General features: G+C 73.9%; 16 protein-coding genes. 11 read left to right on the forward strand and 5 right to left on the reverse strand.

Annotated elements, in window-relative coordinates; translation table 11 throughout:
• The first annotated feature begins 72 nt into the window (after window positions 1-72).
• The 4 genes from AB0873_RS03805 to AB0873_RS03820 all read left to right on the forward strand — a co-directional run bounded on the left by AB0873_RS03805 (window position 73) and on the right by AB0873_RS03820 (window position 4,609).
• Window positions 73-3,147 carry a nitrate- and nitrite sensing domain-containing protein gene (locus tag AB0873_RS03805; RefSeq protein ID WP_366598266.1) on the forward strand — a complete coding sequence of 1,025 codons (3,075 nt, stop codon included), beginning with the start codon at window positions 73-75 and terminating at the stop codon, window positions 3,145-3,147.
• The gene (locus AB0873_RS03810) at window positions 3,144-3,551 is read left to right on the forward strand and encodes a roadblock/LC7 domain-containing protein (protein WP_030329975.1); all 408 of its coding nucleotides are present in this window, start codon (window positions 3,144-3,146) and stop codon (window positions 3,549-3,551) included. The genes AB0873_RS03805 and AB0873_RS03810 overlap by 4 nt, the downstream gene beginning before the upstream one ends.
• An 88-nt stretch (window positions 3,552-3,639) precedes the next feature.
• Window positions 3,640-4,005: a DUF742 domain-containing protein gene (locus AB0873_RS03815; RefSeq protein WP_155330264.1), complete on the forward strand. Its 366-nt coding sequence runs from the start codon at window positions 3,640-3,642 to the stop codon at window positions 4,003-4,005.
• On the forward strand, window positions 3,986-4,609 hold the full coding sequence (locus tag AB0873_RS03820; protein ID WP_155330265.1) for an ATP/GTP-binding protein: 624 nt from the start codon (window positions 3,986-3,988) through the stop codon (window positions 4,607-4,609). The genes AB0873_RS03815 and AB0873_RS03820 overlap by 20 nt, the downstream gene beginning before the upstream one ends.
• Window positions 4,610-4,706: 97 nt before the next feature.
• On the opposite strand, the gene AB0873_RS03825 is transcribed toward AB0873_RS03820, so the two are convergent.
• Genes AB0873_RS03825 through AB0873_RS03845 form a run of 5 tightly spaced genes read right to left on the reverse strand, consistent with a single transcriptional unit; the run spans window position 4,707 to window position 12,254 of the window.
• On the reverse strand, window positions 4,707-5,795 hold the full coding sequence (locus AB0873_RS03825; protein ID WP_155330266.1) for a uroporphyrinogen-III synthase: 1,089 nt from the start codon (window positions 5,793-5,795) through the stop codon (window positions 4,707-4,709).
• Window positions 5,796-6,152: a nitrite reductase small subunit NirD gene (gene nirD / locus AB0873_RS03830; RefSeq protein ID WP_366598267.1), complete on the reverse strand. Its 357-nt coding sequence runs from the start codon at window positions 6,150-6,152 to the stop codon at window positions 5,796-5,798.
• Window positions 6,149-8,662, reverse strand: a complete 2,514-nt coding sequence (gene nirB / locus AB0873_RS03835) for a nitrite reductase large subunit NirB (RefSeq protein WP_366598268.1) — start codon at window positions 8,660-8,662, stop codon at window positions 6,149-6,151. Before nirB ends, nirD begins: the two co-directional genes overlap by 4 nt.
• Complete coding sequence (locus tag AB0873_RS03840) at window positions 8,659-10,098, reverse strand: FAD-dependent oxidoreductase (RefSeq protein WP_366598269.1); 1,440 nt, start codon at window positions 10,096-10,098, stop codon at window positions 8,659-8,661. Before AB0873_RS03840 ends, nirB begins: the two co-directional genes overlap by 4 nt.
• Window positions 10,095-12,254, reverse strand: a complete 2,160-nt coding sequence (locus AB0873_RS03845) for a molybdopterin oxidoreductase family protein (RefSeq protein WP_366598270.1) — start codon at window positions 12,252-12,254, stop codon at window positions 10,095-10,097. Before AB0873_RS03845 ends, AB0873_RS03840 begins: the two co-directional genes overlap by 4 nt.
• 147 nt (window positions 12,255-12,401) lie before the next feature.
• Here AB0873_RS03845 and AB0873_RS03850 point away from each other — a divergent pair, with 147 nt between their 5' ends.
• The 7 genes from AB0873_RS03850 to glmM all read left to right on the forward strand — a co-directional run bounded on the left by AB0873_RS03850 (window position 12,402) and on the right by glmM (window position 17,859).
• Window positions 12,402-13,100, forward strand: coding sequence for a class I SAM-dependent methyltransferase (locus tag AB0873_RS03850; RefSeq protein WP_366598271.1), 699 nt, complete (start codon window positions 12,402-12,404; stop codon window positions 13,098-13,100).
• Window positions 13,101-13,181: 81 nt separating this feature from the next.
• On the forward strand, window positions 13,182-13,439 hold the full coding sequence (locus AB0873_RS03855) for a DUF6364 family protein (protein ID WP_155330272.1): 258 nt from the start codon (window positions 13,182-13,184) through the stop codon (window positions 13,437-13,439).
• The gene (locus tag AB0873_RS03860) at window positions 13,429-13,722 is read left to right on the forward strand and encodes a type II toxin-antitoxin system PemK/MazF family toxin (protein ID WP_366598272.1); all 294 of its coding nucleotides are present in this window, start codon (window positions 13,429-13,431) and stop codon (window positions 13,720-13,722) included. Before AB0873_RS03855 ends, AB0873_RS03860 begins: the two co-directional genes overlap by 11 nt.
• A gap of 179 nt (window positions 13,723-13,901) precedes the next feature.
• Window positions 13,902-15,269, forward strand: a complete 1,368-nt coding sequence (locus tag AB0873_RS03865; protein ID WP_155330274.1) for a nitrate/nitrite transporter — start codon at window positions 13,902-13,904, stop codon at window positions 15,267-15,269.
• Window positions 15,270-15,460: 191 nt separating this feature from the next.
• Complete coding sequence (rplM, locus tag AB0873_RS03870) at window positions 15,461-15,904, forward strand: 50S ribosomal protein L13 (RefSeq protein WP_091102704.1); 444 nt, start codon at window positions 15,461-15,463, stop codon at window positions 15,902-15,904.
• A 20-nt stretch (window positions 15,905-15,924) separates the two neighbouring features.
• A complete protein-coding gene (gene rpsI / locus AB0873_RS03875) occupies window positions 15,925-16,389 on the forward strand; it encodes a 30S ribosomal protein S9 (RefSeq protein WP_030501567.1) in 465 nt (154 codons plus the stop codon).
• A gap of 114 nt (window positions 16,390-16,503) precedes the next feature.
• Complete coding sequence (gene glmM, locus AB0873_RS03880; RefSeq protein WP_366598273.1) at window positions 16,504-17,859, forward strand: phosphoglucosamine mutase; 1,356 nt, start codon at window positions 16,504-16,506, stop codon at window positions 17,857-17,859.
• Window positions 17,860-18,179 lie beyond the last annotated feature (320 nt).

Here is an 18,179-nt window from a genome sequence, read left to right on the forward strand (position 1 = left end):
GCGCGTGGGCTCTCCGCTGCACCAGGCACGGGTCGGCGGGTCAGGCGTGGAAGAAACGACGGAGGCGATGTCGTGAGCACCGGACCGACGACCCTGCCCGCAGGCGGCGACCGTGACCGGTCGAGTCGCCGCCGCCTGCCCCGGCTCCGCGACGCCCGGATCCGGTCCAAGCTGGCGCTGATCCTGGTCGTGCCGGTCGCCGCGGTCATCGCGCTGGCCGCGGTCCGCCTGGTCGCCGTCGGCGCGGACGCGTACGACGCCTCCCGCGCCGAGGCGCTCACCGAGCTCTCCGTCGACGTCTCCGCGCTCGCCCAGGACCTGCACGCCGAGCGGATGGCCGCGTCCGCCTACCTCGCGGCGCCCGAGCAGCGCGCCGACGCGTACAACCTGCGGGTGCGCAGCACCGACGAGCGGGTGAAGGCCTACCGGGAGGAGCGCGAGCGCGTCGGCGCGGCGCCGGCCGCGGTCCGCGACCGCCTGGCGGCCATCGACGACCACCTGGAAACCCTCGACGCGACCCGGCAGCAGGTGCTGGACCGCCGGCAGATGGTTGTCGCCGAGGCGTCGCTGCGGTACGGCGTCATCCTGACCGACCTGGTCGCGTACGGCGACGGCCTGGCCCAACTGCCCGGCGAGGAGCGGCTGGCGGACGCCCGTCGTGCGGTCGCCGCCTTCGCCCGCGCCAAGGCCGCCGTCGCCGAGGAGGAGTCGGTCGCCTACACCGCGCTGAGCGCCGGCCGGATCGACGAGGAGCAGTTCTCCTCCTTCGTGGCGACCCTGACCAGCCAGCAGGAGGCGCTGCTCGCCTTCTCCCTGGCGGCCGACCCGACGCAGCGCGCACTGGTGGACAGCACCGTCTCCGGCGACGCGGTGACGCTGGCCGACCGGGTCGCCTCCGACATCACCCGCTCGGTCGGGCAGCGGCCCCTGGTCACCGCCCGCGACGCGAGCGCCGCGATCGGCGCGGTCAACGACCTCATGCGGTGGGCCGAGATCCGGCTCCAGGACGAGCTGCTGACCCAGGTCGAGCAGGCCCGCGCGGACGTTCTCCGGCAGGCCGTGGTCGAGTCGCTGCTGGTGCTCCTCACGCTCCTCATCGCGGTCACCCTCGCCGTGGTGCTGGCGCGTTCGCTGAACCACTCGCTGCACCGGCTGCGCGAGGGCGCCCTCGCGGTGGCCAACCACGACCTGCCGGACGCGGTGCGCCGGCTCCAGAGCATGGAGACCGTCGGCGACGGCGGTGTCGACGAGATCGTCCGACAGGTACACGACCCGATCAAGCTCGCCAACCGCGACGAGGTCGGCCAGGTCGCGCTCGCCTTCAACGTGGTCCACCGGGAGGCGGTCCGGGTCGCCGCCGAGCAGGCCGCGCTGCGGACGAGCGTCTCGGCGATGTTCCTCAACCTGGCCCGTCGGAGCCAGACGCTGGTCGACCGCATGATCGGCGAACTGGACGCGATCGAGCGCAGCGAGGAGGACCCGAAGCGGCTGGCGCGGCTCTTCGAGCTGGACCACCTGGCGACCCGGATGCGCCGCAACGACGAGAACCTGCTGGTCCTCGCGGGTGCCGACTCGGCCGTCCCGCGCCGGGAGGACGCCCTGCTGGTCGACGTGCTGCGCGCCGCGCAGTCCGAGGTGGAGCTGTACAACCGGATCGAGTTCGGCACGGTCGACACCGACGTCTCGGTGGCCGCGCACGCGGTCAACGACGTCGTCCGGCTGGTCGCCGAACTGCTCGACAACGCCACCCGCTTCTCCCCGCCGAACACGACGGTGGTCGCCGACGCGCGGCGGATCCGCGACTACGTGCTGATCCAGGTCGAGGACCGCGGCCTCGGCCTGTCCGAGGAGCAACTGGACTCGCTCAACCGGCGGCTCGCCGAGCCGCCGACCGTCGACGTCGCGGCGTTCCGGCTGATGGGTCTGGCGGTGGTGAGCCGGCTCGCCGCCCGCTACGGCATCCGGGTCGAGCTGCGCCGCAACGTCGAGGGCGGCACCGTCGCCCAGGTGACCCTGCCGACGACCACGGTGGTTCTGCCCACCCGGGGACGGGAGCCGATCGCCCGGCCGCGCCAGCCGCTGGCCGTGGAGCAGACCCCGCTCACCCCGGTCGGCCTCGGCGAACCGCTGGCCGGCGCGACGCGGACCGCCACCCTCCCGGACCCCTGGCGCACCGACCAGGCGCCACCGGCGCCGTGGCAGGCGCCGGAGCAGGCTCGCGACACCACCTCGCCGGTCCAGGCGGGCGGCCGGACGGGGGCGCAGCCCACGGTCGCCCCGGTGCAGCCGGCGTTCGCCGGTGGCCTCGCCACGGGTGCGCCGACGGCCGCGTACGCGACGCTGGACCCGCTGCCCCGCCGCCCCGCCGCGGACACCCCCGCCACGACCGCCACGGGGGCCTTCCCCGCCGTCGGTACGGGCGCCGCGACCGGTGCCGCCCCCGGCAGCGGGTCGACCGGCGGCGGGTTCGGCGGCGGGCTCGGCGCGGGGCTGGCGGCCACCGCGTCGCTGGCACCGACCCCGCCGATCACGCCACCGGTCGACCTCCCGGCGGAGGCCCCGATCTTCCGGGAGATGGAGGCGGTCTGGTTCCGGTCGCACGGCAACGACGCCACCGCCATCTTCGCCCGGCCGGACTTCGGCCCGCCGGCCACGCCGGCCACGGACCGTCCGGCGGCGGAGGAGTCACCGGCCCGGCCGAAGCTGCCCACCCGGGTGCCCGGCACGTCGGCGGCGCCGCCCGCGCAGCCGCCACCGCCCGCGCAGCCGCCACCGCCGTCGTACGCCCCGCCCGCCGCGACGGCCGGTCGGCCGGCCGCCGCCGCCGCGACGGCGGCCACGGAGCCGCCCGCGGCCGCGCCGGCGGCCGACGCGGACGCGTGGCGGACCGCGGCCGACGAGGGCTGGTCCCGGGCCGGCCGGGCCGCCGAGCCGGCCACCGACGGCACCACCCGCTCCGGCCTGCCGAAGCGGAGGCCGCAGGCGCAGCTCGTTCCCGGGGGCATCGAGCCCCGTACCCAGGAACGCACCCGGCGGACGCCGGACGACGTACGTGGTCTCCTGTCGGCCTACCACCGCGGTGTGCAGCGCGGGCGGGCGGCCGGCACGGATCTGAACAGCACCTCTACCAAGGAGACGAGCCGATGAACAGGCCAGCTGCCATGCAGGACATGGGTTGGCTGCTCACCAACTTCGCCGACAGCGTGGCGGGCATCGCCCACGTGGTGGCGGTGTCCGCCGACGGGCTGCTGCTCGCCTCCTCCCGGGACCTGCCTGCGGACCGGGCGGACCAGCTCGCGGCGATCACCTCGGGTGTGGTGAGCCTGACCGAGGGCGCGGCCCGGATGTTCAGCGCCGGCGGGGTGCTTCAGACAGTCATCGAGATGGACAGCGGCTACCTGTTCCTGATGTCGATCAGTGACGGCTCGTCGATGGCCGTGCTCGCGGCCCGCAGCTGCGACGTCGGCCAGGTGGGGTACGAGATGGCGCTCCTGGTGGAACGGGTCGGCGCCGCACTGGTGCCGCTGCCGCGGGACGCGGTGCGTTCGTAGCCCGGGGCGCGGCGCTCGCCCGCGCCGACCTGGGACAGGTGATCCGGTGCCGGAGGGCTCCGGACCGGCAGAGGGGAGGTGACCGCGGATGGATCACCGGCGTGCGGACCCGCGTGGCGAGCTGGTACGCCCCTACGCGGTCACCCGGGGCCGGACCGAGCCGCGGCAGGACATCGCCCTGGAGGCGGTGCTGTCCGCGAGCGCCACAGCGGTCGCCGAGTCCCGCTTCGCGGGGCACGACAAGCACCGCATCGCGACGGTCTGCGAGGGCCGGGCGCAGTCGCTGGCGGAGATCGCCGCGTACACCCGGATGCCGCTGGGCGTCACCCGGGTGCTGGTCGCCGACATGGTGGCCGAGGGCCTGCTGACGCTACACACCGCCGCTCCCGCCGTGGGGTACGAGGAGCGGATGAACCTGCTTGGAAGGGTGCTAAGTGGACTTCGCGAACTATGACCCCGCCGGGGCGAGCCGCAGCCGGGAGATCATCTCCGCGAAGATCGTCATCGCGGGTGGCTTCGGCGTCGGCAAGACGACGCTGGTCGGCGCCATCTCGGAGATCACCCCGTTGACCACCGAGGCGGTCATGACGGCGGCCGGCGTCGGCATCGACGACCCGTCCAAGGTGCCCGGCAAGGAGACCACCACGGTCGCCATGGACTTCGGTCGGATCACGATGGCACAGGACCTGATCCTGTACCTGTTCGGCACGCCGGGCCAGACCCGGTTCTGGTTCATGTGGGACGAGATCATCCGGGGCGCGGTGGGCGCGGCGGTCCTGGTGGACACCCGCCGCATCACCGACGCGTTCGCGCCGCTGGACTACTTCGAGAACCGCAACCTGCCGTACGTGGTGGCGCTCAACAAGTTCGACGGCGCCCCCGAGTACGAACTGGACGAGGTGCGGGAGGCGCTCGCCATCCCGGCCGACGTGCCGCTGGTCATGACCGACGCCCGGCACCGGGACGCCGTCAAGCAGGTGCTGGTGACCGTCGTCGAGCACGCCATGACGCGCCTGCAGGCCGAGCACGACCGGGGCTACCCGGCCCCGGTCGGCTGACGGCCCGGCCCGGCGGCCCGGGCCGCCGGCCAGCGGTGGTGTTAAGAGGGGCCCCTTCCTCTACCGCAGGCGTTAAGAGGGGGCCCTTCCTTTCACGTCAGTCCACGCGGAGGCGGTAGCCCCGTTTCACTACCGTCTGGACGACCCTTGGGGCCTTCAGGCCGGCGCGGAGTCGCGCCACCGCCATCTCCACCGCGTGCTCGTCCGCGCCGCGCGGCAGCGTCCGCAGCAGGGCGGTCCGGGACAGGACGCGCCCCGGGGCGGCCGCCAGCGCCCGCAGCACCGCCATCGGGGCCGGCGCCAGCGGGCGCAGGTCCCCGTCGACCAGGGCCGCGTGCCCGCGCAGGGTGAGCAGGTGGCCGGCGGCCTTCAGGGTGACCGTACGCTGGGGCAGTTCGTCGACGATGGTTCGGACCAGGGCACCGAGCCGCGCCCGGTGCGGCGCGCTGACCGGGACCCCGCGTCGCAGGAACGGCTCCGCGGTCACCGCGCCCACGCAACTGGCCAGCACGTCGCCGCGGAAGGCGTCGAGCACCGCGTCGGTGCGGTCCCCGGCGGCGCGGAGCAGCGCCTCGGCGGCCGGAGCGGAGGTGAACGTCACCGCGTCGACGAGCCGGCCGGCGACCAGGTCGATCAGCCGGTGCAGCGGCGCCGGGTCGGTGGGCGGCGCCCAGCGGTAGACCGGAACCTCGATCACGGTCGCCCCGGCGGCCTCCAGCGCCATCGTGCACTCGGGCTGCCGCTCGCCGTGCAGCTGCATGGCGATCACCTGCCCCGCCACGCCGCGCCGGCGCAGGTGGTCGACCACCTCGTCACAGCTCTCCGAGGCCGGGGACCACTGGTCGTGCAGGCCGGCGGCGCGGATCGCGCCGCGCGCCTTGGGGCCGCGTGCCACCACGTACGCCTCGCCGAGGACCGACCGCAGCGGCTCGGCCAGCCCCCAGCCCTCGGCCGCCTCCAGCCAGCCGCGCATTCCGATGCCGGTGTTGGCCATCAGGATGTCCGGCGGCCGGTCCAGGCAGGCCCGGGTCGCCTCGCGCAGCTCGGTGTCGTCGGCCAGCGGGACGATCCGCAGGGCGGGGGCGAGGACCACCCGCGCACCCCGCCGCTGGAGCAGCGCCGCCAGTTCGTCCCGTCGCCGGTCGGCGGTCACCCCGATGGTGAAGCCGGCCAGTTCGTCGCGCATTCACCCACCACCTCTCAGCCGCACCTCGACCAGGCCGTCGCGGCAGCGCACCTCGTGCGACCGGACGGTGACCCCGGGCAGGTCCAGGCAGCGCCCGGTACTCAGGTCGTACACCTGCTTGTGCAGCGGGGACGCCACCGTCGGCACGCCACCCCGGCTGCCGACGATCCCGCGGGAGAGTACGTACGCCCCGGAGACCGGGTCGAGGTTGTCGATGGCGAACAGGCCGTCGGGGGTGCGGAACAGCGCGATCTGCACGCCGTCGACCAGTGCCGCCACGCCCCGGTCCGGGTCCAGGCGGTCCAGCGGGCAGACCGCGGTCCAGGTGCTCGTCGCCGTGCTCGTCGCCGTGCTCATCGCCGCACCTCCGGCATCCCGAGCGCCACCGGCTGCCGCTCGCCGGCCACCGCGGCGGGAGCGGGCACCGGTTGGCCGCGTTCCGAGGTGAACCGGATCGAGGGATCGGGCACGTCGGGCGCGTTGACGAAGGAGGCGAACCGGCGCAGCCGTACGGGGTCGTCGAGGACGTCCCGCCACTCGTCCGAGTACGACGCGACGTGCCGGGCCATCGCCTCGTCCAGTTCGGCGCAGACGCCGAGGGAGTCGTCGACGATGACCGCGCGGAGGTGGTCCAGCCCGCCGTCCATCGCCTCGATCCAGGCGGCGGTGCGTTGCAGCCGGTCCGCCGTGCGGATGTAGAACATGAGGAACCGGTCGATCAGGGTGACGAGCTCGGCCGTGGTGAGGTCACTGGCGAACAGGTCGGCGTGCCGGGGCCGGAAACCGCCGTTGCCGCCGACGTAGAGGTTCCATCCGGTCTCGGTGGCGATGATGCCGAAGTCCTTGCTGCGGGCCTCGGCGCACTCCCGGGCACAGCCGGACACCGCAGACTTGATCTTGTGTGGGGCGCGCAGACCCCGGTAGCGCAGCTCCAGCGCGATGGCCAGTCCGACCGAGTCCTGCACCCCGTACCGGCACCAGGTCGACCCGACGCACGACTTCACCGTGCGCAGCGCCTTGCCGTACGCGTGGCCGGACTCGAAGCCGGCGTCGACCAGCCGCCGCCAGATCTGCGGCAGCTGCTCGACCCGCGCGCCGAACAGGTCGATCCGCTGCCCACCGGTGATCTTCGTGTAGAGCTGGAAGTCCCGGGCCACCTCGCCGATCACGATCAGCTTCTCCGGGGTGATCTCGCCGCCGGGGATCCGTGGCACCACCGAGTAGCTGCCGTCGCGTTGCAGGTTGGCCAGGAAGTGGTCGTTGGTGTCCTGGAGCGACGCCTGCTCCCCGTCGAGGATGTGCCCGCTGCCGAGGGAGGCGAGGATCGACGCCACCGCCGGCTTGCAGATGTCACAGCCACGCCCCCGGCCGTGTTCGGCGATCAGCCGGGAGAAGGTACGGATGCCGCGTACCCGGACGATGTCGAACAGCTCCTGCCGGCTCGCGTCGAAGTGCTCGCAGAGTGCCGTGGACTGCTTCACCCCGGCGGCGTCGAGGAGCTGCTTGAGCATCGGTACGCACGAGCCGCAGCTGGTGCCGGCCCGGGTGCACGCCTTGAGCGCCGGCACGTCGGCGGCGCCACCCGCGATCGCCGCGTCGATGTCGTCGCGGGTCACCGCGTTGCAGGAGCAGACCTGCGCGGAACCCGGCAGCGTCGTCGCCCCGGCGCCGCCCCCGGCCGGCGCGAGCAGCGCCAGCGGCGGGCCGGGCAGCGGGCCGCCCACACTCGCCCGCAGCGTCGGGTACGCGCCGGCGTCGCCGACCAGCACCCCGCCGAGCAGCGTGCTCGCGTCGTCGGAGAGGACCAGCTTCGCGTACACCCGGGTGGCCGGGTCGGTGAACGTCACGTCGAGGCAGCCCTCGGTGGTGCCGTGCGCGTCACCGAACGAGGCGACGTCCACCCCGAGCAGCTTGAGCTTGGTCGCGGTGTCCGCGCCCGGGAAGGTCGCCGCGCCACCGACCAGCCGGTCCGCGACCACCTCGGCCATCGCGTAACCCGGCGCGACCAGGCCGTGGCAGGTCCCGTCGACCGCCGCGCACTCGCCGACCGCCCAGATCCGCTCGTCCACCGTCCGGCACGTGTCGTCGACGAGCACCCCGCCCCGGGGCCCGAGCGGCAGGCCGGCGGCCCGGGCCAGCTCGTCGCGCGGCCGGATGCCGGCCGCGACGACGACGAGGTCGGCGTCGACCCGGCCGCCGTCGCTCAGCTCCAGCGCGGCCACCGACCCGTCCGGGCCGGGGCGCAGGGCGCTGGTGGCGACCCCGAGGTGGCAGGTCACGTCCAGCTCCTCGACGTACCGGCGGAGCATCGCGCCGCCGGCGGTGTCCACCTGCACCGGCATCAGCCGCGGCGCGAACTCCACCACGCTGGTGGCGAGCCCCAGCAGCCGGAGCGCGTTCGCCGCCTCCAGACCGAGCAGGCCGCCCCCGATCACGGCGCCGGTGCGCCGGCCGTGCGCGTGCTCGCGGATCGCCGCCAGGTCGTCCAGCGTGCGGTACACGAAGACCCCCGGCAGGTCCGTCCCCTCGACCGGCGGGACGAAGGCGTACGACCCGGTGGCCAGCACCAGCGCGTCGTACGGGTACTCCCCGGCCGCCGTCGTGACCACGCGCCGGGCCCGGTCGATCGCCGTGACCGGCTCGCCGAGCCGCAACTCGATGCCGTCGTCGGGGGTGTGCAGGTTCAGTTCGTCCTCGCCCACCCCGTCGAAGAACGCCGAGAGCCGCACCCGGTCGTACGCCGGCCGGGTCTCCTCGGCGAGCACCGTCACCCGCCAGCGACCGGCCGTGTCCCGGGCGCGCAACGCGTCCACGAACCGCTGCCCGACCATGCCGTTGCCGACGACCAGCACCCTGCCGCCGTTCATCGCGCCACCTCCACCGAGTCCACGCTGGACAGCCATTCGACGATCCCGGCGACCGCGTCCCGGCAGCCGCCGCAGCCCGTACCGGCACGGGTCCCCGCCACCACGGCGTCGACCGTCCGGGCCCCGGAACGCCAGCAGCTCACCAGCGCCCCCTTGCTGACGTTGTTGCACTGACAGACCGTCACCGCGTCCGGCATCAGCGCCGGCGTCGCGGCCGGCTCGGCCGGTGCCGCGCCGAACGCCCGGCCGAGCAGCAGGGACCGCCGGTCCGCGGGGACCGGCTGCCCCCGGTCGAAGAGTTGGATGACCGTGCCGACCGCCGGGTTGTCGCCGAGCAGGATCGCGGCGGTCAGCCGCTCGTCGTGGATGCGCAGCCGGGCGTACGTGCCCCGGGCCGGGTCGGTGAAGGTCAGCTCCTCACCGGGCCCGTCGCCGGCCGGGTCGCCCATCGCGGCCAGGTCGATGCCGGCCGCCTTGAGCCGGGTCACCACCGGCCTCGGCCGGTAGCGGGCCAGCGGGTCCTCGCCGGTGAGCACCTGCGCCAGCACGCGCGCCTGCGCCCACGCCGGGGCGACCAGGCCGGTCAGCGCGCCGTCGTGCTGGGCGCAGTCGCCGATCGCCGAGACGCACCGGTCGCTGGTGCGCAGCCGGTCGTCCACGAGCACACCCCGCTCGACCGCCAGCCCGGCCGTCGCGGCGAGCGCCGTGTCGGGGCGCACCCCGCAGGAGAGCACCAGCAGGTCGGCGTCGAGCGACCGGCCGTCGGCGAGGTCGAGGCGTACGCCGTGGGCGTCGGCCGCCACGGCGGTGGCCGGGACCGACAGGTGGGTGGTGACGCCCAGACCGGCGAGGGTCCGCGCGAGCACCGCGGCGCCGGCCGGGTCGAGCTGGCGCTCCATCAGGTACGGCACGGGGTGCACCACGGCCACGTCGAGTCCCCGGGCGGCGAGCCCGCGGGCCGCCTCCAGCCCGAGCAGCCCGCCGCCGAGCACGAGGACGCGGCGTGCCCCGGCGGCGACGGCGAGGATCCGTCGGCAGTCGTCCAGGGTGCGGAACGGCACCACCCGCTCGGGCAGTTCCGGGCCGTCCAGTCCGGGCAGCGGCGGCACGATGGCCCGGCTGCCGGTGGCGAGCACGAGGTGGTCGTACGGGATCCGGTCGCCGTCCTTGGTCCGGACCGCGCGGTCCGCCCGGTCGATCGCCGTGACGGTCACCGCGGTTCGCAGGTCGACGCCCTGCCCGGCGACCTCGGCCAGCTCCACGTCCGGCTCGCCGATCTTCCCCGCCAGCAGCGTGGACAGCATGATCCGGTTGTACGCCCGGTGCGGCTCCGCCCCGAGCACGGTGACCTTCCGGTCCCCGTCGCGTGCGTGCAGTTCGCTCGCGAGTCGGGCTCCGGCCATCCCGTTCCCGACGATCACGATCCGTTCGGTCACGGCGTCTCCACCCTCTCGACTCGCACGGCGCAGATCTTGAACTCCGGCATCCCGGAGACCGGGTCGACGGCGTCGTTGGTGACCGAGTTGGCGCGGGCCGCGCCGCCCCAGTGGAAGGGCGCGAAGACGGTGTCCGGTCGGATCGCCGTGCTGAGCCGGGCCGGCGCGACCATCTCGCCCCGGCGGGAGACCACCCGGACCGGCTCGCCGTCGGTCACCCCGAGCCGCCCGGCCAGGTCCGGGTGCAGCTCCACGAAGGCCTCCGGAGCGGCCCGGTTCAGCGCCGGCACCCGCCGCGTCTGGGTGCCCGACTGGTACTGGGCGAGCACCCGGCCGGTGGTGAAGTGCAGCGGGTAGGCCGCGCTGACCTCCTCGGCGGCGGGCCGGTGCTCGACCGCGTGGAACCGGGCCCGTCCGTCCGGGGTCGGGAAGCGCTCGGCGAAGAGCCGGGGCGTGTCCGGCCCGTCGGGGTCCGGGCAGGGCCAGTACGCGCCGTCGTGCGTGTCGATCCGCTCCCAGGTGATGCCGGCGTAGTCGGCGATCCCGCCGGCCGATGCCCGCCGCAGCTCCGCGAACACCGCCGCCGGCTCGGCCGGAAGGAAGGGCCCCTTGTTAACGCCTGGTGACTGTGAAGGGTCCCTTCCTTGCACCTGGGCGAGGCGGGCGGTGAGGTCGGCGAGGATCGCCAGGTCGGTGCGGACGCCGGGCGGTGGCTCCCGCAGCGCGCGGCGGCGCAGCACCCGGCCCTCCAGATTGGTCATCGTGCCGTCCTCCTCGGCCCACTGCGCCGTCGGCAGCACCACGTCGGCGAGGGCGGCCGTCTCGGAGAGCAGGAAGTCGGCCACCACCAGCAGGTCGAGGTCCCGCAGCCGGCCCTCGATCCGGGTCGCCCGGGGCGCGGAGACCACCGGGTTGGAGCCGAAGACGAGCAGCGCCTTCGGCCCGTCCGGGGTGCCGAGCGAGTCGAGCAGCCGGTACGCGGGCACCCCGGGCCCGGGCAGGTCGTCGGCCGGTACGCCCCACACCCCGGCAACGTGTGCGCGGGCGGCCGGGTCGTCGATGCGGCGGTACCCGGGGAGTTGGTCGGCCTTCTGCCCGTGCTCCCGGCCGCCCTGCCCGTTGCCCTGCCCGGTGAGGCAGCCGTACCCGGAGCCGGGCCGGCCCGGCAGGCCGAGGGCGAGCGCGAGGTTGACGTACCCGGTGACGGTGTCCACGCCCTTGGCGTGCTGCTCGGCGCCGCGCGCGGTCAGGATGACCACCCGCTCGCCGGTGCCCAGTGCCCGGGCGGTCGCCTCCAGATCCGCCACCGGCACCCCGGAGAGCGCCTCGGCGCGCGCCGGCCACCACGCGGCCACGGCCCGGCGGACCTCCTCGAAGCCGGTGGTCCGGGCGGCGATGTAGTCCTTGTCGACCAGGCCCTCGGTCACGGCGATGTGCAGCAGCGCGCTCGCCACCGCCAGGTCGGTGCCGGGCAGCGGTTGCAGGTGCAGATCGGCCAGGCGGGCGGTGGCGGTGACCCGGGGGTCGACCACGATCAGCTTCCCGCCGCGCTGGCGTTGCTCGGTCAGCCAGCGCACCAGCGGGGGCATCGTCTCGGCCGGGTTCGCGCCGACCAGCAGGAGGGTGTCGGCCCGGCCCAGGTCGGACAGCGGGAACGGCAGGCCCCGGTCGACGCCGAACGCGCGCATGCCGGCCGCCGCCGCCGAGGACATGCAGAACCGGCCGTTGTAGTCGATGTGCCGGGTCCGCAGCGCCACCCGGGCGAATTTGCCCAGCGCGTACGCCTTCTCGTTGGTGAGTCCGCCGCCGCCGAAGACGGCGACCGCGTCGCGGCCGTGTCCGGACTGGACGCCTCGGATTCCCTCGGCGACCCGGTCGAGGGCGGCGTCCCAGGTCGCCGGGCGTAGTTCGCCGCTGGCCGGGTCACGCAGCAGGGGACTGGTGAGCCGATCGGGGTGGTCGAGCAGTTCGGCGGCGGTCCAGCCCTTCTGGCAGAGACCGCCCCGGTTGGTGGGGAACTGCCGGGGCAGCACCGCCACCCGGTCGTTCTCCTCCCGCAGCGTCATGCCGCACTGCAGGGCGCAGTACGGGCAGTGCGTCGCCGCCTCCCGGGGCGGGGGCCCCGGTGCAGTCGCAGGTCGCGCACCGTCTGTCATGCCCGAGAAGCGTGCCGCCGAGGGGTTTCCGGTCCGGGTCCCGTTTGTTTCGGTCCTGTCAAGAGCGGCTCACACCGCACCGGGGCAGCACGCTGGTCGGACCGGTCTACAATGTGGGAAAAATGTCCTGAATATTGGGAGGCCGGGATGGGTGTGGCGGAGGCGTTCGACGCCGTGGCGGGCCGGTACGACGAGGCCCGCCGCCGGTTGGTGCCCTGCTTCGACCAGTTCTACGCAACGGCGGTCGAGGTGGCCGCGCCGCCGTTGCGGGCCGCGCTCGCGGTGGGGCGTACCCCCGAGGTGCTGGACCTGGGCGCCGGCACCGGGCTGCTCTCCCTGCTGGTCGCCGCCGCCGTGCCGGGGGTGCGGGTGACCGTCGTGGACGCCGCGCCGGCGATGCTGGCGGTCGCCGCGGACCATCTGCGGGCCGCCGGCGTGCCGCACCGCACGGTCCACGCCGACCTGGTTGACCCGCTCCCGGCGGGCCGGTACGACGCCGTGGTCAGCGCGCTCGCGATCCATCACCTGGACGACGCCGACAAGCGGGCGCTGTACCGGCGGGCCGCCGCGGTGCTCGTCCCCGGTGGCGTGTTCGTCAACGCCGAGCAGGTCGCCGGCCCGACACGGGAGCTGGACCGGCGCTACGACGAGGTGTGGGTCGCCCAGGCCACCGCGCTCGGCTCGGGCGACACGGAGATCGCCGCCGCGCGGGAGCGGATGGCGTACGACCGGCCGGCGCCGGTCGCCGCCCAGTGCGACTGGCTGGTCGAGGCGGGCCTGGTCGACGTGGACTGCTTCTTCAAGGCGTGGCGGTTCGCGGTGTTCGGCGGCCGGGTGCCGGGTTGACCGTGAGTCCGGTCTGACCGGTTTGTCGACCGGCGTCACGAGGGATGACTGCCGGTCACACCGCTGGGTAATCTGGTCGGCATGACTGCCAAGGTGACCCTGTCGTTCTCGGACGAGACGATCGAGGAGGCCCGGCGGTTCGCCAAGCGCGAGGGCCTGTCCCTGTCCGCCTGGATGGACCAGGCCGCCCGGGAGAAGGCGCTGCGCGAGGTCTTCTCGGCGCACGCCGCCGCCGTCGGCCGGGCCGGGATCGACCTGGAGTCCGCCGCCCTCGCCGACGATCGCGAGGTGGGCATGGTCGACGACCTGCTCTTCGGCGGGCGTCCGCGTGCTGCGTAGGGGTGAGGTCTGGCGCATCTCCGGCGCCCGTGAACGACTGGGGCTGGTCATCAGTTCCGACGTGTACAACTCGACCGCGGTGCCGATCGTGATCGTGGCGGAGGTCGTCGAGACCGCGCTGCTGCGCGACTCGCCCCTGGCCGTCGAGATGGGGGACCGGGTGGTGATGCCCGACCGGCTCTCCTCCCCGATGAAGAAGTGGTTCACCGAGTGCGTGGACGTCGCCGACGCGGAGACCATGCAACGGGTCGGCCGCGCGCTGCGCATCCTGCAGCAGCTCTGACGCGCTCTCTTTCTCACGGACGGTCATCCGGCCCGGTGCGATCACCGTTGCCTGCCCGACCTCGTCGACGAAACGCTCCGGTAACGGCGGCTATCTAGCTTTCGGCCAGGATCGCTCGACACCGGCCGGACCGGTGGGTCGTGCGAGCCACGACATGGACCGGCCGGAAGGAGCGCCTGATGACGACGACGAGCGTGCCCGAGACGACAGCGGAGGAGATCGACCTGCAACGCCGGCCGGGCCGGTGGATCGGGCACTGGGCCCCGGAGGACGGCCACTTCTGGCGGACCGTCGGCCGGGGGATCGCCCGGCGCAACCTCATCTACTCGATCTTCGCCGAGCACATCGGCTTCTCCGTCTGGTTGCTCTGGAGCATCGTCGTCGTCCGGCTCGACGACGTCGGCTGGACGTTGACCACCAGCCAGGCGCTCTGGCTGACCGCCGTGCCCAGCGGTGTCGGCGCGCTGCTGCGGCTGCCGTACACGTTCGCGGTGCCGGTCTTCGGCGGCCGCAACTGGACCATCGTCTCGGCCCTGCTGCTGATCATCCCGTGCGCGGGCCTGGCCTGGGCGGTCCAGCATCCCGAGATCGGGTTCGTGCCGCTGCTGCTGATCGCCGCCACGGCCGGCTTCGGCGGCGGCAACTTCGCCTCCAGCATGGCGAACATCTCGTTCTTCTATCCGGAACGCGAGAAGGGCTGGGCGCTCGGCCTGAACGCGGCCGGCGGCAACATCGGCGTCGCGGTGGTGCAGTTCCTGGTGCCCCAGGTGATCGTGCTCGGTGGCGGGCTCGCGCTGGCCCGGGCCGGTCTGATGTACATCCCGCTCGCGGTGATCGCGGCGGTCTGCGCGTACCTGTTCATGGACAACCTGGTCGAGGCCAAGGCGGACGTCCGGCCGGTCTGGTCGTCGCTGCGGCACCGGGACACCTGGGTCATGTCGTTCCTGTACATCGGCACCTTCGGCTCGTTCATCGGCTACTCGGCGGCCTTCCCGACCCTGCTCAACGGCGTGTTCGGTCGGCCGGACATCGCGCTGAGCTGGGCGTTCCTGGGCGCGGCGGTGGGTTCGATCTGCCGGCCGTTCGGCGGCCGCCTCTCCGACGTGATCGGCGGCGCGCGCATCACCGTGGCCAGCTTCGTCCTGATGGCCGGCGGGGCGTACCTGGCGTTGTGGTCGGTGCAGGAGCGCCGGCTGGGCGTCTTCTTCCTGGCGTTCATGCTGCTGTTCGTGGCGACCGGCATCGGCAACGGCTCGACCTACCGGATGATCTCCCGAATCTTCCAGGTGAAGGGGGAGGACCTGGGCGGCACGCCGGAGATCATGCTGGCGATGCGCCGCCAGGCGGCCGGGGCGCTGGGGATCATCTCCTCGGTCGGCGCGTTCGGTGGGTTCCTCGTGCCGATCTGCTATGCCTGGGCGAAGTCGACCTACGGGGGCATCCAGCCGGCTCTGCGGTTCTATGTCGGGTTCTTCCTGGTGATGATCGTGGTGACCTGGGCGGCGTACCTGCGGCCGGGAGCGCGGATGGCGCGTGCCCGAGTGTGAGTCCGCTCATCCCCGCGGGGGTCCGGCGTGCGCGCCGGACCCCCGTTTTGACCGGCCCACACGGCGTTGGGTATCGTTACCTGCTGTTGTGCGACATCTAGAGGCGTGCCACCTGAGGTACGCTTGGTCGTTCGTGCGCGCCTGGTCACCCGGCGCGCGACCCCAGACCGACGACGAGACAAGGTAGACCTGTGCGTACGTACAGCCCGAAGCCGGGTGAGATCGAGCGTCAGTGGCACGTCATCGACGCCTCTGATGTCGTGCTGGGCCGCCTGGCCACCCACGCCGCCACGCTGCTGCGCGGCAAGCACAAGCCGACTTTCGCGCCGCACGTCGACACGGGCGACTTCGTCGTCATCGTGAACGCGGGCAAGGTCGCGCTGACCGGCAACAAGCGGCAGCAGAAGATCGCCTACCGTCACTCCGGCTACCCGGGTGGCCTGAAGCAGGTCGGCTACGACGAGCTGCTGACCAAGCGTCCCGAGCGGGCCATCGAGCTGGCCGTGAAGGGGATGCTCCCGCACAACAAGCTCGGCCGTAAGCTCATCAAGAAGCTGAAGGTCTACGCCGGTGCCGAGCACCCGCACGGCGCGCAGTCGCCGGTGCCGTTCGAGATCAAGCAGATCGCGCAGTGAGCGCGGGCGAAGGAAGCAGCATGACCGACATCACCGCCACCGAGGTCGCCCCCGAGGCCACCGAGGCGCCGGCGCCCGTCGCCCGCGCGCCCCGTGGTGACCGGCCGATCCAGACCGTGGGCCGCCGCAAGGAGGCCATCGTCCGGGTCCGCATCGTGCCGGGCTCCGGCAAGATCACCTGCAACGGCCGGGACCTCGAGGCCTACTTCCCGAGCAAGGTGCACCAGCAGCTCATCAAGGACCCGCTGGTCACCGCCGAGAAGGCCGAGGCGTTCGACGTCATCGCGAACCTGCGGGGTGGCGGCACCACCGGCCAGGCCGGTGCGCTGCGGCTGGCCATCGCCCGGGCCCTGATCGTCAGCGAGCCGGACGACCGTCCCGCGCTGAAGAAGGCCGGCTTCCTGACCCGGGACGCGCGGGTCAAGGAGAGCAAGAAGTACGGCCTCAAGAAGGCCCGCAAGGCTCCCCAGTACTCGAAGCGCTGACCATCAGCTGCACGTTGTACTTCTGACGGACGGCCGGACCGCCTCCCCCACGACGGGAGGTGGCCCGGCCGTTCCGTTCTCCATCATCGGCAGTTCCATCGGAGGTTGGCGGGTATGGGCCGGTTGTTCGGCACTGACGGCGTACGCGGGCGGGCGAACGCGGATCTCACGCCCGAGTTGGCGCTCGCGGTGGCGGTGGCCGCCGCGCACACTCTCGCCGAGTCGGACAAGAGCCATCCCCCGCTGGCCGTCGTCGGCCGCGACACGCGGGCCAGCGGCGAGATGCTCGAAGCCGCCGTGGTGGCCGGCCTCACCAGCGCCGGTGCGAACGTCGTCCGGGTCGGCGTGCTGCCGACCCCGGCGGTGGCGTTCCTCACCGCCGAGGCCAAGGCCGACCTCGGCGTGATGCTCTCCGCGTCGCACAACCCGATGCCGGACAACGGCATCAAGCTGTTCGCCGCCGGCGGGCACAAACTGCCGGACGAGATCGAGATGCGGATCGAGGCGGCCGTCCAGGCGAACGCGACCACCGCCTGGGAGCGCCCGATCGGCGCGGGCGTGGGCCGGGTCCACGACCTGCTCGACGGCGCCGACCACTACGTGCAGCACCTGGTGGGCACCGTCCCGCACCGGCTCGACGGGATCAAGGTCGTGGTGGACTGCGCCAACGGCGCCGCCGCCGAGGTGGCCCCGGCGGCGTACCAGGAGGCCGGCGCCGAGGTGATCGCGATCCACGCCGAGCCCGACGGCCTCAACATCAACGACGAGTGCGGCTCGAACCACATCGAGGCGCTGCGCCAGGCCGTCGTCGAGCACGGCGCGCACCTGGGCATCGCCCACGACGGCGACGCCGACCGGTGCGTCGCGGTGACCGCCGACGGCGACGAGGTCGACGGCGACCAGCTGATGGCGATCCTGGCGCTGGCCATGCGGGAGGCCGGTACCCTCACCGGCGACACGCTGGTCGCCACGGTGATGAGCAACCTCGGCCTGCGCCTGGCCATGTCCCGGGAGGGCATCCGGCTGGTCGAGACCAAGGTCGGCGACCGGTACGTGCTGGAGGAGCTGCGCGCGTCCGGCCTGGCGCTGGGCGGCGAGCAGAGCGGGCACATCGTCATGCCCGCGTACGCGACCACCGGCGACGGCGTGCTGACCGGCCTGCACCTCATGTCGCGCATGGCGGCGACCGGGAAGTCCCTGGCCGAGCTGGCCGCTGTGGTCACCCGGCTGCCGCAGGTGCTGATCAACGTGCCGGTCGGCGACCGCACCGTCGGTGCCGCGGCGCCGGCCGTCCGGGCCGAGGTCGAGCGGGCCGAGGCCGAGCTGGGCGAGACCGGTCGGGTGCTGCTGCGCCCCTCCGGCACCGAGCCGCTGGTCCGGGTCATGGTCGAGGCCGGCACCGAGGCGACCGCCCGTTCGGTGGCCGAGCGGATCGCCGAGCAGGTCCGCACCGCCAGTCCGGTCGCCTGACCGACCCCTGCCGGCCCATTCCGACGCCGGGTGCCGTCGCTGCGGCGCCCGGCGGTCGCCCACGTCCGGCGCCGTCGCTAGGGCGCTCGGCCCGTGGCTGACAACGCCGGGGGCTGTGCCGATAGCGCTCGGCCCGTCGCCGACAACGCCGGGGGCTGTGCCGATAGCGCTCGGCCCGTCGCCGACAACGCCGGCGGCTGGGCCGATAGCGCTCGGGCGTCGCTGACAGCGCGCGGGCCGTGGCCCACTACCGCGATGTCGTCACGGCGCACGGGCGTGCGGCGCACGGAGGCTTTGGAGCTGACTCGCCCGCGACATCA

The organism is Micromonospora sp. NPDC047707, from assembly GCF_040704235.1.
Taxonomy (GTDB): Bacteria; Actinomycetota; Actinomycetes; order Mycobacteriales; family Micromonosporaceae; genus Micromonospora.